The following is a 15,414-nucleotide window of genomic DNA, read 5'->3' on the forward strand; positions in this document are numbered from 1 at the left end:
ACAGCCGCTTGCCATAAGCTATCGCCTCATGCTCGAAGTGCCCGTTGTGAAGTCGGTTTCATCAGCTACCTAGCGAATCGTGCAAGTCGACAAACATTTAGGGCTTAAGATTGTATTACCTATCCGATAATCTGACTATTTCTGCAGGCTTTTAATAGACGATGGAAACCGGTATACAAATGGAAATCGTATACGATCGAAATCACATCGATTTGCTATAATTGCATATGGAGAAAAATACGCCCGATAAGCTCATGGACGACCCCTATAAAATCATGGCCGACAACGTGCCGGCACTGATGTGGATCGCCGCCACGGATAAGCGGCGCCATGTCTTTAATGCGGGATGGCTGCGTTTTACAGGGCGGACGTTGGAGCAGGAGCAGGGCGACGGATGGTTGGACAGTGTCCATCCGGATGATCTGCAGCGCTGCATGACTGCCTATGCCGTGGCTATCGATAGCCATAAGCCCTACCGGATGGTATATCGATTGCGTAGGCATGACGGTGCTTACCGATGGCTATCGGAAAGCGGTGCGCCCCGCTACTTGCCAGATGGTTCCTATGCCGGCTTTGTCGGTTCGTGCACGGATGTCGACGAGATTGCCCGTATACCGGTTTCGCCATCGGCCGTGCCCGACCAGGCCAATATAGACCTGGCGACGCGCAATAAAGAGCTCGAGGAAAGAATCCGCTCGGGTATCGCGGCCATTGCGAAAAGTGAAATGGCGATGCATGCGATGAATGAGGAATTGACCGCCGCCAACGAGGAGTTGGCAGCCATCAATGAAGAACTGACCGCCACGAATGAGGAGCTGCGGATGACCAACGACGACCTCGCGGAAAGTGAATTCAAAACGCGCAGCATCATTGCGAATGCGCCGTTTCCGATTGCAGTCTATGCCGGGCGCGAAATGCGCATCGCAGAGGCAAATCAAGCCATCATGGATGTTTGGGGCAAGGGAAATGACGTGATCGGAAAGCGGTATGCCGATGTGTTGCCGGAGTTGCGTGACCAGCATATTTATGAACAGCTTGATGCGGTATTTACCACGGGTAGGCCCTTTAATACCCGCAACCAGCGCGTCGACCTGACCCTTGGCGGGGTGCTGAAGACGTTTTATTTCAACTACAGTTTCACGCCGTTGAAGGATCGCTTCGGTAGGGTTTACGGGGTGATGAACACGGCCGCAGACGTGACGGATGTGGTATTGGCCAAACAGCGCGTTGAACATAGCCAAAAGATGCTCCACAACATCATCCTCCAGGCGCCGGTGGCGATGTGTTTCATGAGCGGACCCGACCACGTGGTGGAAGTGGCCAACGCCATGATGATCGAGCTATGGGGCAAAGCCGAGAAGGACGTGATGCACCGTCCGATTTTTGAGGGATTGCCGGACGCCGGGGGGCAGGGCTTGGAACAGTGGATCGACCACGTGTACCGTACCGGAAAAACGTATCGGGCGTATGAGCAACCCGTCATGCTGTTGCGAAACGGAAAGATCGATACCGTGTATCAAAACTTCGTTTTAGAGGCCTATCGGGATAGCCAGGGCGAGATCATCGGCGTGATTGCGATCACCATCGATGTGTCTACCCAAGTAAAAGCCAAATTTGAAGTTGAAAGGGCTTATGAACAATCACAGCTTGCGAAAGAAGCTGCACAGCTTGGCGTGTTTGACCTGGATGTTAATAGTGGAAGGTTGGAATGGGATGAACGCTGCAGGGAATTGTTTGGTGTAGGCCACGATGGCCCGGTTTCGTACGAAGGGGATTTCATCGGTGGTCTGCACCCCGAAGACCGCACGGACGTGGTGGCGACGATTAACGAGTCGTTTGACAAGGTGAAAACCGATGGCATATACGACACTGAGTACCGGACCGTCGGTATCGAAGACGGCCGATTGCGGTGGGTAAAGGCCAAGGGGAAGGTCTACTTTGACCGTGCGGACAATCCGGTGCGACTCATCGGGACGGTGATGGACATCACCGAGCAGAAAGCCAACGAAGCCCGGATCCAGGAAGGTATCGAACGGAAGGCGCGGCTTGGAGCGATCGTAGAGACTTCGGACGATACGATCATCAGCAAGACGCTGCACGGTATCATCACCAGTTGGAATAACGCCGCGCAACGCATGTTTGGCTACACGGCCACGGAGGCTATCGGCAAGCACATCTCATTGATTATCCCATCCTCGCGCCTGCAGGAGGAAGACTACATCATCGGTGAGATCCGCGCAGGCAGGCGGGTGGATCATTTTAACACCGTAAGGCTCACGAAAGACGGGCGCGAAATACCGCTTTCAATCACGGTATCACCGTTGATCGATGATGAAGGCCAGATTATCGGCGCTTCGAAGATTGCCCGCGACATCAGCGTGCAGGTCGCGGCTCAGGAAGCGGCCCGTCGGTATACTGAGCGCCTCGAAATCATCAATTCAATGGTCGAAAGCATTTCGGAAGATCTCGACCTGAACAACATCCTGCAAAAGGTAACCGATAGTACCACGGCGTTGACGGGCGCAGCGTTCGGTGCGTTCTTCCACAACCAAACCGACGAGAACGGCCAGTCATACCTGCTGTATACCTTATCTGGAGCGCCGCGCGAGGCTTTTGAAAAATTCGGGATGCCGCGAAATACCGCCGTATTCCATCCCACGTTTTCCGGCGAGGGTATCGTACGCGTCGATGACATCACCAAGGATCCGCGCTATGGGAAAAACCCGCCGCATTACGGAATGCCCAACGGCCACCTGCCGGTGGTGAGCTACCTGGCCGTACCGGTCGTGTCACGCTCGGGAGCGGTCATCGGCGGATTGTTTTTCGGTCATCCCGAGGCGGGTAAATTCACCGCAGATCATGAGCAACTGGTGGCTTCGATTGCTGCCCAGGCCGCCATCGGCTTGGACAATGCCAAACTCTATGAGGAGGTGAAGGCACTGAACGATAAAAAAGACGAATTCATCGGTTTGGCAAGCCATGAGCTCAAGACACCGCTCACCAGTGTCTTCGCCTACTTGCAGCTATTGGCAGCGATGCCCTTAGATGGCAAGGCTAAACTGTTTGTCCAAAAGGCACTGCACCAGATGAAAAAGCTCAACATGCTCGTAGCCGACCTGTTGGACATATCAAAGATCGAGGCCGGCAAGCTCCAACTGAATATCGCGGAGTTTGATCTGAAATACCTCATAGAAGAGACGACAGCGCTCATCGCGCAGACGCATGAGAACTACCGGATTGTGTTTGACACGGCTGCGGAAACCTGTATCTTAAACAGCGATGCGCAGCGCATCGAGCAAGTACTCATCAACCTGCTCACCAATGCCATCAAATATTCGCCGGGTGCCGATGAGGTGAGGGTAAGCCTGGATTGTGCGGAAGATGAAGTTAAGGTAGGCGTTCGGGACTTTGGGCGGGGCATAGCTGCCGATAAGCTCCCACACTTGTTTACGCGGTTTTACCGGGTGGAAGATAGTGGACTGCATGTATCCGGTTTGGGTATTGGCCTCTATTGGTCTAACGAAATCATCACAAGGCTTAACGGTAGGTTGTGGGTGGAAAGTCGGGTAGGCGCCGGAAGTACGTTCTGGTTTACGCTTCCGCTGCATGCAAAGGGGTAGCGGGCAAGGCATGAACATCCTTGGGGCCGAGGCGGAGCACGGCTGGGCCAAACTGGAACCGGCTTATCCGTGATCTTGCAGGCCATCTACCGGGCCATGGAGACCGGCGAGCGCGTGGAAAAATTTCGTGAAATGGCAGAAGCGTGTGGATTTGTTACACATATTTGAAGTATCGTACTGAATAATAGATTATTACATTCATTACATTGTTTGCGTAATTCAGTCATATGACAAGATAAGGTCTTTATCCTATCCTATTGATTTTCTGTATGATTAGCGATAGCAGTTCTTTTTTGCCATATTTGTGGGTGAAATGAATATATTCATTTCTGATTTATGCCGATGAAATTACTGTATGTTTTGAAAGGGACTTGATATGCCATTGCACGTTGCCATTGCCGATGATCATAGTGCAGTTAGAATAGGAATGAAATACCTCATTCGTGAATGGATGCCAGAAAGTACCATTCATTTAGCCGCTGACTTACCCGCATTATTGCGATTGTTGTCATCGGAAACGATGGATATCATCGTTTTGGATATCAACATACCGGGGGGAAACAATTTCCAAATGATTCCGACGATACGAAATCTCCAAGCAAATGTGCGGATTTTGATGCTTTCGGCTTATGACGAGGGGTTATACGCGTTACGATATATCGATTCGGGCGCCGATGGGTACGTACAAAAGGACAGCGAAGAAGACGAGATCAGGGAGGCCCTGAACGCGGTGCTCGCCGGCAGAAAATACTTGAGTGAGAAACTGAAGGAACATATGCTGCAAAATAGGTTGAATAAAGGAGGGCAATTGCACAATAATCCCTTATCACGGCTCACAAACAGAGAGCTGGAAATAAGCCGGCTATTGATTGAGGGGAAGGGGGTAGGGGAGATTGCAAAAATCCTGTTCATCCATACCTCTACCGTGGGGACCTATAAGAATAAAATTTTCGAGAAACTGGATGTCCGGAACGTCAAAGAATTAATGGATGCGTTTAGCATCATGCACGGTTTCGTAAAATGAACGAAATGGTTGTACCGCCTCCGAGTACGCTTTGGATAAACATTTCCGCGCCGATCAGGTGAGCCATATCCTTGACCAACAGTAAGCCAAAGCCAATGTTCTTTTCTTCAATCCGGACAGGTAGGTGCCCCTGATTCAGTTCATTGTAATAGTCTACTTGTTCGGGATGGAAACCCAGGCCGGTATCTGTAATGCTAAAAAGCACCGTCGTATCGGTCTTGGGTTCGACGTTGATTTTTATTTCCCCGTTTTGGGTAAACTTGGTTGCATTGTCCAACAGGTTATGGATGATGATGGCCAGGATATCAGCGTTGGAATATACGCTGGTGCTCATGGGGATGTTGTTATGCACGGTATTGCCCCGGGATTCGACCGCCGATTCGAAAATGTCGATTTGCTGTTGCGTAATCTGGAATAACGGTACGTCCGCGAATTCCAACGCGCCCCGCGTGGGCATGAGTTTGGCCAATTTCGTCAGGTTGTTCGAATAATGGTAAATATTTTTAGTTGATAGGTAAACCTGTTCCATTTCGCGGGGCAAAAAACCTTCAGCCTTCGCAATGTCATGAATAGCACCCAATGCCCTGACCACATAGTTAAGCGGGGCTTTGATGTCGTGCGTGATCGACGTGGAGAGCCGCTGTTGCCACTCATACTGGCTTTCGAGTATGTCTGTCCGTTCGTTGACTTTCATGAGCAGCAACCGGTTTTGGTTAACGATGAACCGGGTACGCAAAGCGATAAACAGCCAAACGGCGAGGCCCAAGGCCATACAAAGAAGTAAGGTAAACCAGGTCGTCTCGTGAAATAAGGGCTGTATGTAAAGATGGAATGCCGCGTAACTGAAATCGCGGGCGCCCATACCGTTCCGCATACGTATTAAGACTTCGTGGCTGCCCGAGGACAGTTCATTGATGGATAACGTATGATTTGCAGTATTAAGGGGAAGCCAATTGCCTTTGCCTTTGCCTTCACTGGTTACGACGTAGTCGATTTCCATGTTGTACGGGCTACCATAAAACGGTGTGGCCACTTTGATGTCTAAACGTGAAAATTCGTTCGGGATGTTAATGGTATCCTGTATTGGTAACGTTTTTTCATCTAATATCACCTGATCAAGTATGACGTCGCCGGAGGGGAAATAATCACTGATCGTGTACGGAGAGAACTGCACGAGACCATCCAACGATGGAAACGAGAAATCGCCATTGGGCAGTTTAATGGCGCACGGCTTACATCCGCCGTTGAATTCATTGGTATTGAGTCCCCACTGTTTGTCATAGTAAAAATAAAACGGCACATTCGTTATATCTTGTTTATAGTCCAGTAATTGTCGTTTACTCACTTTAAACAGACCCTTATTCGTACTTATCCATAGAAAGCCACGGGTATCTTCCTGCATGCAATGCGACGTTGCCAGGTAGCCGTTTTTGTCTAATGGAAAAGCAGTTACCACCCCGTTTTCATATAAAAAGAAACCGTGTTGGTAGGTGGTTATCCAATGCCTGCTGGCAGATTCCTTATAAATACTGCGTATGGTTTTACCGGCGAATTCCGGGATTTCTTTTTTGGTGTAGTCCAGCGTATTGAAGGTGAACAGGCCGTTTTTGGTGCCGATATATAATTCTTGCGGACCTCCGTCTTCGATATACGTGATGGCCGGAAAGGATCCCATGGTTAAGAACGTATCTCGATCTGCGTGGTACTTCTGCAGTTTACCTGCGTCGCCTCCGATCCAGAAATTTGAGGCATCATCCCAATCGGAAAATTTTGCCAATGCCGGATTTTGCCTGATGCCGATTAGCTGGTCAGCCCGAGGAGAAACGAGCAGAATGGTATCCCACTGAAATATCCATAGGTATCCGTCGGGGCCGAAGACCTGATGGTATTGGTGTTTTTTTTCTTGCAGAAAGCGGGACAGATGCGGCTGGCCCTTTTGGTCAAAAGTGCGGCCTTCATTGGTCAATAGTAGGCCGTTAGGCAGCAACGTTTGATTGTAAAAGGTGTTGCTGGGGTAATCTACACCTGAATGGAGCATATTGAAATGCCGCTTTCGCACAACGAACAGCCCTTTGGTTGCGCTGCCAAGAAATAGCTTTCCTTGAAATGGCACATAATGCGCCGTGGTAATGTTATTCGTTTTGAAATCGAATCCAGAAACGAGCAACGTGCTGTGGAATCTTCCATTGTTATCCTCAGATAGCCAATACAGTTTTTTTGCCGCATAGATAAAGACCTGATCGGATGCCGTATTCCAATAGATTGTAAAGCGTGTGGTGGCCGGTAAACTGAGCAGATCGCCGCTGATTTCTTCTTGCGTAATCCGGTTATCCCGATGGAATACCGTACATGATCGAAGCTGGTCTAGGTAAAGTAACTTCCCTTGGAAACCCACAAATCCCCACGGGTTTTTGTTTGGAAAATGAAGCCTGTACACGGATTTCAGATTGTCCGGCGGGAACGATATTGAATCCTTTGATACGACAAATCCGCTTCCCGCCCCGTCTGGAACAAAGAGGTGCTCCGGAAGCGCTTCAGGATAAGGTGAGGGCAATCGGGTAGTGGTGACCAGCGTTTTCTCCGCATCCAGCCGTGGCTTGTCAAAAACAGTCCAAAAGGTCTCATTCGAGGTAACGGCCCGCCCGTCTTTCAACAGGACAAGGGCATCGTTTTCTGCTTGAGCCCAGAGCTCCCCATTTGGCCCACCTTGATAGAGCGCCATCATCCGGTCCGTTCTTAATGATGCCGATAAATCATCGAATGTTCTGAATAGCCCGTTACCGTCATAACGGATCGGGCCTTTTTCTGAAATCAACCATAGGAAACCCAAGTTATCCTGGCCGATTCCTTTTACACTGTTTTGGGGAAGGCCATGCTCGTCGGTATAATGGTCAATGATAAACGTTTGATCTGACGCAAAGGTTGGATCTAGACCGATAAGAAAGGCTGCCAAAGCTAAAAAAGCGGTATTTCTGATTGAGGCGATAAATGAAGTCACGTTCTAAGATAGATGGTGTTTCGGCCATAATGTGATGTGTGGTAAAAGTACCCAAATTACCTGACGGGCGCAAGAGGAATTAATTATTAGTTCGCTTTTTTTCTAATTGATTGATTATTAATGTTTCGATCGGCCAAAATGCCTGGCTGATAGAAAATTTTCTATTCAGCAAAACGCGTTTCTACTAGTTAATTTTCAAAAAAGCACGATTGACCAACGGGTCGGAAGCAGCGTATTTTTGTCTCCGAAAAACAAAGACACCTATCCATGTACCATGCCATCTGCTTACTCCTGCCCGGTAAATATTCTGAAATTCTAGAACAGCTAGTCGATTGATCATGAAAAGAACCTTACTTGCGTTGCTCACCCTTTTGTTTACTATTCAACTCCAAGCTGCCGATTATTATTGGGTAGGCGGCGGTGGGAATTGGAGTAACATCAACAATTGGCGGCTCGGCAGCCCCACGGGAAGCACACCTAGCATCGTTCCCGCCACGGGCGACAATGTGTTTTTTGGTAGTTACAGCGGGTTTGGCACGACGGCCACAGCGCGGACGGTGACGCTGGATGCCAATTCGTTTTGTGCCAACATGACGTGGGAAAGCGATGTGCCGAATAATCCCGTTCTGGCTCGTACGGGTTCAAATACGCTGTTTATATATGGCAACCTGGTGCTAGCGCCAACGGTGACATATAATGGCGTGGTCAACGTGGAATTTGCGGGGAGCAATCCCGGTACGCTCACCGCCAACGGGACGATTGACGGTATCCTGAACCTGACCATCAATAAACCCGGAAGCGGGTTAACACTTGCGGATGATTTGGTCTACACGGGGAGTACGGCTAATAACGCTTACGGTCTTACCTTGACGGCAGGTTACCTGGATGCTTCCGATAGGAATGTAGAAGTCTTTAGCTTTTGGAGCGAGAACGATAATCCCCGGCATTTGGACATTACCGGAGGCCGGCTAAGCGTACTGCGCAACTTTTATTTCAGGGGAGCGAATAAAACGACTGCGGCGGAGGGATCTTACATCCAATCGGCTATTCGACTGGTAACAGACGGCGGCGAGTTCGACGAGGTCGAGGCACTGTCGGATAGTCCGAATAACGATCTTTTTTCCGTATATAATACGACCTTCGAGAAACTGGTGTTCAGCAACCCGTCGCTGACATCCAATGCACGCATCCATGTGGGTAATACCATAGACACGTTGATCTTTATGGGCGCAGGCGTTGTCCGGGGCGAAAATAATGTGATTAAGTACGTAACGGTTGCAGGGAATGCGGCAGTTGGGGGATCAAACAACGTGATTCAGTATGCTGAAATAGGCGGAGCGTTTGAGATCATTGATAATGGCGCGCATGCTTTCGACACGCTGTACACAGCAGCCAATAAGAACATTACTATCCGCGGCACGACAACGATCAATAAACGCTTCCGGGCTGGTGGCTTACCGTGTGATGGGTTTACGGAAATAACGGGCAGCTCCGGCGGTACCATTCACTTCGCAGACGGAGCCGTGGCTGAGATCGATAACGTGTTGCTGACCAATATCGCAGCAACGGGGAGCATTACACCCCTCACGGTTAATGGGGTGGATAACGAAGGGAACAGTGGCTTTATTATCAATACACCCACTACGGCCAGCCGTACACTATATTGGGTAGGCGGTGCTGGCGATTGGAGCGACCGTAGCCATTGGAGCGAAACCAGCGGCGGCACCGGCGGTGCTTGTATCCCGTTTGTAACGGACAACGTCGTGTTTGATAATGCCAGCGGGCTCAACGCAGGCAGCGTGATAACCACATCGGGCAATACGTATTGCCAAGATATGACTTGGGCTGCGAATCTGACGAGCAATGTCACGTTCAACGAGTCAAACAATTACCAGTTGCGGGTTTACGGTTCCGTCGTTCTTAATCCGAACGTTACGATGAACGCCATGTTGCAATTTACCGGAGCGGAGGATGTGACATTCACGAACAACAATAGCACACAGGGCCTTTTAGAGGTTCGTATCTCCAAGTCAGGCCCTTCAGCAGCTATCGGCACCGTTGCCTTGTTGGATAATTGGAGCAATCCACAGGCCAGGGTGGTTTGGTTGCGGGGAGATGTGGATGTACACGACCGGGTATTGGATATCAATGTGTTTCAAGGTATCCAATCACAGGGCGGACACTTAACTATGAGAGACGCGTCCATAACGGTGAACAACTGGGAATTCTTAAACGCAGCGAAGACTGTAGATGCAGCAGGCTCTTACATTTTGGCGAAGACGAATCTCGGTATCCGGACCGGAAGCTTCTATCAAGTGGAATCCTCGGCCACGAACGTCAATGGGTTTGATATTGCCAATGCAACGATCGACTTCCTGACGTTCAGTAATCCGTCGCTGACCAGCGAGGCGTGGATTGGCAGCAGCAACACGATCGGTACGCTGGAATTCAAGGGGCAGGGGATGATTCGGTACGGCGGGAATAGCATCGACTCGTTGATCACAGGCGAAAGCAGGAATTTTCGGTTCTTTGATAGTAATACGATTAACAAATACTTCAAGGCTACCCATCCCGATTGCAGCGGCCTGGGAGAAATACGGAGCGGTGCGGCAGTTAGCACCATCGTCTTCGGCCCAGATGCGGAGGTGGATATCGCCAACGTATACATGGAAAATATGGTCGCCACCGGCGGTGGCGGGTCACTGACGCTTCCCATCACCTTCTCCGGCGCTGACGCCGGCGGCAATGCCGGCTGGAATATCATTGCTTCCGATGGCGATGCGCGGTATTGGGTGGGTGGAGCCGGCGATTGGAACGACGCTTCCCATTGGAGTACCACATCAGGCGGACCGGGCGGAGCGTGTATCCCGACGGTTGCAAACGATGTTTATTTCGATGTGAACAGCGGCTTCGGGACGACAGCGGCGGCAAGGACGATAACGGTAAACGCCGGCAACGCCTATTTCCGTGATATGAACTGGACAGGTGCGGCAAATAATCCGATTCTGAACAAAGCTGGGGCTTGGAACATGGAAGCATGGGGCGAAAGCATGGTACTCAACCCTTCCAGCACATTGAATACGATCATTCAGTTTCGGGGCACGGAAGAAACCACCATCACCGGGCAGGCGCTGGGTAATCTGGATTTCGAACTCCGCAAAACAGGTGGGCGCTTAGTCTTTGGCAATGACTACAGCAATAACCAGACCGATATCTTTTTGTATGAAGGAAGTTTGGTGGCCAATGACGTTGTTTTGAATATTCATGCAGTGGATAATAACGAACGCAACAATAATCTTTCGGTTGATATTACGGGCAGCACCATCCTGACAGGCAACCTTTGGCGATACAATGGCGGCACATCCAATCGTTCCCTCGCTGCGGACGGTTCAATGATAGACACCCGCGTGTTTCTCGCCGATGGTTTTGCCTATGATCGGGTGTCAATCAGCGGCTACTGGACTCAGCATAGTGCGTTTTCCAGTATCGCGGCCAGCAAGGTTGTTTTTACGTACACGAATGTTGCTTCGGACATCGGTATCAATGGAACAAACAACCAATTGGATACCGTAGAATTTAAAGGCGGCGGTAAAATCTATGGTACCAACAACACGATCGGTACGTTGATTTTCTTCCCAGGAAGCCGATATATCTTTAATTCCGGCACCAACACCATCATAACGGATAGCTGGTTTGGCAGTGGTACGCCGTGCCGGTTGACGGAAATCATGAGCAGCGGAGCGACCAACGCGATCGTTACCAAAGCTACGGGTAATGTAAACTTCGATTATGTCCGTTTTCAGCAGATGACAGCTACAGGTGGGGCGGAGTTTACGGCCGGCTCGCATAGCCAGGATCTGGGCGGCAGTAGCGGTTGGGACATCGCGCCTTACGACGGCGCTTCGCCGATAATGGGCTTTGGCCCCGACCTTACGGTGTGTGCGGATGGATTCCCCATCGTGTTGAACACAGATGGGTTCTTTGCAGGCCCCTCTGCTACGTATTTATGGAGCGATGGCAGCACCGGCAATACGCTGACCGTTACTGATGCTGGCACCTACAGCGTAACCGTAGAATATCCCGACGGGTGCAGCATTTCCGATGAGATCGTAATCACCGAAAACACGGTAACCGTAGCGCCGATAACCGGCGCCGATGCGGTATGTGTGGAAAGCACCATCCCGTTGCAGAGTGTCACCACAGGCGGTGTTTGGAGCAGCAGTGACGAGGCCATCGCAACGGTTGATGCGACTACGGGAGAGGTAACCGGGATCGCCCCCGGAACGGCTACCATCACCTATACGGTAACCACTGAAGAGGGTTGTACCGCCAGCCAGACGGCGACGATTACGGTAAATCCACTGCCTGTGGTCGATGCCATCACGGGGACACTCACGGTATTTGAAGGGGAAACCACCACACTTTCTAGCACCACACCCGACGGCGTATGGTCGAGCAGCGATGCTGCCGTAGCCACCGTCGACGCCAGCGGCGTGGTAACCGGCGTATCCGGCGGCACGGCAGACATCACCTATACGGTCACCAACACTGAGGGATGTGCGGAATCGGTTACCGCTACCGTTACGGTTGATGGATTCTCGGCTGCTAAACGCGAGGTTAGCGTTACCAAAACGGCGGATGCACAGGAACCTTTTACCAACGGTGGCTTTATGATCAGCCTCCCTGCCGGCGTACTGGCCGTAGAGGACATTACGTTGAGCTACAGCGTAAGCGGTACCGCCACACCGGGTACGGATTACACGGCGTTGACCGGCACAATCACCATAGTCGCGGGAACAAATGGCATCGCAGTGCCGGTTGCCGTTATTGACAACAGTGTGGTAGAACCTAGTGAAACAGTGATATTCAACTTGTCTGCGGCCACGTCGGCCAATTACACCTATACGATCCCAAGCGCGGGCAACAGCGCTACCGTGAATATCGGTGACAATGATTTTACCGCCAACAGCAACATCGTGTTGCTCACCAAAGTATCCGATGCGATAGAAGGCGGCACGAACGGGCAATACCGGATATCGTTGCCTCCTGGGGTGACCAGTTCTGACGATGTGATGATCAGCTTCCTTCTTGCGGGTACTGCAACAACTGGTTCAGACTATAATATACTCGGATTGAACAGTGGCAATATCGTGATACCGGCTGGTGCCAATGAAGTTTTTATAGACGTCGATGCCGCAAATGATGGCATTATTGAAGGGCCTGAAAGTGTGCAGGTCACATTAACGGATGCCGCTTCGGTTAGTTATCCGTTCACAATTGATCCTTCCGCTAACAGCGGCACCGTGAATATTGTTGATGCCAATGCCGCCAGCAGTACGCCCTTGCAAGTAATTGCCGGCACGAATGGTTCAGAGCCGGGTACCGGAGCAACATTTACGGTTAAGCTTGCCGGGGTTGCCACATCGGCATGGCCGGTAACGGTAGGCTATCGGGTATCCGGCACAGCCACATCCGGTATTGACTACCAGGATATGGGAACGATTATCATACCTGCTAACACCAACAGCGTCGCCGTTAACCTCGATGTGCTGGACGACCAAGTGATAGAGCCTACAGAAACGATGATCTTTACATTGCTCTCCGGCAGCGCGACCGACGGAGGAGGGAATGCATTCATTTTCCCCCCGGATCCGGCCAATAATGATATTACGGTAAGCATCGCGGACGATGACGCAGTGGCCGCCAACCAGGTATTGTCGGTCGTCAAAAATACAGACGCCGCAGAGCCGTCTTCCGGTGGTAGCTATACCGTCTCGCTACCTGCGGGTTACACTTCTTCGGCCAATTTGACGCTCAGCTATAACATGACCGGTGGGGCAACGCGCAATACGGACTATACGGTTTTCACCATAACACTGCCAGCTTACCAGAACAGTGTCGCGGTTCGGGTTAACGTGCGGGACGACAAGATCATTGAAGGCACCGAAACATTAGTGATGAACCTTGCGGGTGGTACAGACGGTAACAGCTTTACATACACGGCTGATGCCGCTGCTAATACAGTGCCCATGGATATTGCGGATGACGATCTTGATCCGGCTAATCGGGTGCTCACGGTTACAAATGATGGGGACGCGGCCGAGCCGCTTACAAATGGTGCCTTTAACATCAGCCTGCCGGCAGGTATAACGGTATCCGAAGATGTAACGGTAGGTTATACGATCAGCGGTACGGCCACCGCGGGCGACGACTACGTCGCGATTACGGGTGCAGTGGTGATCGCCGCGGGCCAGAACAGCGTAAGTGTACCGGTGAACGTAAGCGACGACCAGGCGATCGAGGCAGTGGAAACGGTTGTTATGACGCTTAACGGCGGGGCCAGCACCAGCTTCACCTTCACCGGAACAGGCAGTGCAACGGTAGATATCGCCGATGATGAGAGCACAACAGGCTTATCCCTGGCGATCAGCAAGGGTGCTGACGGCGCGGAGCCGGATACAGACGGTAGCTTCACGATCAGCCTGCCCACCGGCATATCAGCTACTGAAGACATCACCGTAAATTACACCATCGATGGCACAGCCACGGCAGGCGATGACTACGCCGCGATCACCGGAGCCGTTGTGATTCCGGCCGGACAAAACAGTGTCACGGTTCCGGTAACGGTTGCAGACGACCAGGTAATCGAGTCAACAGAAACCGTGATCATGACCCTGGCTGGCGGCAGCAGTGCCAGCTTCACCTTCACCGGCACCGGCAGCGCGGAAGTAAACATCGCGGATGATGATAATACGCCAGCGAACCAGGCATTGACCATCGCCAATAGTGGTGACGCGGCAGAGCCGGGCACCGATGGCATCTTTACCGTCAGCCTGCCTGCAGGCATCACGGCTTCTGAAGCCATTACGGTAAACTTCACCGTGGCAGGTACGGCCACCGCAGGTGATGACTACACGGCATTCACCGGTACGGCGGTAATCCCCGCGGGGCAAAACAGTATACAGATACCGGTAGCTGTAATAGACGACCAGCTGATCGAAGGGGACGAAACCGTGGTTGTATCGCTCAACGGCGGCAGCAGTGCCAGCTTTGCCTTTACCGGTTCGGGCAGCGCGATGGTGCACCTTGCGGACGACGAGCATACACCGGCCAATCTGGTGCTGAACGTGACCAAAACCATCGACGGGGCAGAACCTGCTACCGATGGGGCATTCAATATTGCGCTTCCGGCGGATTTGACCGCTACGGAAGACATCACGGTAAATTATTCTGTCGCCGGTACGGCGACTAGCGGCCAGGATTATGTACCGCTCTCCGGAGTAACGGTAATCCCAGCCGGTGATAACAGCGTGGATCTGCCGTTGATGATCACGGACGATCAGGTGATCGAAAGTACGGAGACGGTGATTGTCAGCGTGACGGGCGGCAGTAGTGCGAGCTTTGCCTTTACCGGCGGCAGTAACGCAACGCTGGACATCACAGACGATGACAATATACCGGAAAACTTCATCCTCAACATCGTAAAAACCGCCGATGCGGCGGAGCCGGGCACAGACGGTGGCTTCACGGTCAGCCTGCCCATAGGTGTGACGGTAGCGGAAGATATCACGGTAACCTATACGGTAGGGGGCACCGCCACGGCCGGGGATGACTACGCCGCGATCACCGCGGCGGTTACGATCCCAGCGGGTCAGAACAGTGTCGACGTTCCGGTAACCGTCATGGACGACCAGGTGATCGAGGCAACGGAAACGGTAGTCATGACCCTGGCAGGCGGCAGCAGCGCCAGCTTTACCTTTACGGGCACGAGC

General features: G+C 51.7%; 4 protein-coding genes. 3 read left to right on the forward strand and 1 reads right to left on the reverse strand.

Annotation, left to right across the window (positions count from 1 at the left end; translation table 11 throughout):
• Window positions 1–227: 227 nt before the first annotated feature.
• A complete protein-coding gene (locus IEV98_RS11825; RefSeq protein ID WP_188506029.1) occupies window positions 228–3,620 on the forward strand; it encodes a PAS domain S-box protein in 3,393 nt (1,130 codons plus the stop codon).
• A gap of 376 nt (window positions 3,621–3,996) precedes the next feature.
• A complete protein-coding gene (locus IEV98_RS11830; RefSeq protein ID WP_188506030.1) occupies window positions 3,997–4,644 on the forward strand; it encodes a response regulator transcription factor in 648 nt (215 codons plus the stop codon).
• Here IEV98_RS11830 and IEV98_RS11835 read toward each other — a convergent pair.
• Complete coding sequence (locus IEV98_RS11835) at window positions 4,622–7,597, reverse strand: sensor histidine kinase (protein WP_188506031.1); 2,976 nt, start codon at window positions 7,595–7,597, stop codon at window positions 4,622–4,624. The genes IEV98_RS11830 and IEV98_RS11835 overlap by 23 nt on opposite strands.
• A gap of 383 nt (window positions 7,598–7,980) precedes the next feature.
• On the opposite strand from IEV98_RS11835, the gene IEV98_RS11840 reads away from it, so the two are divergent.
• A partial coding sequence (locus tag IEV98_RS11840; protein ID WP_188506032.1) for a Calx-beta domain-containing protein occupies window positions 7,981–15,414 on the forward strand: 7,434 nt, incomplete at its 3' end.

The organism is Parapedobacter pyrenivorans (assembly GCF_014636865.1).
Classification (GTDB): domain Bacteria; phylum Bacteroidota; class Bacteroidia; order Sphingobacteriales; family Sphingobacteriaceae; genus Parapedobacter; species Parapedobacter pyrenivorans.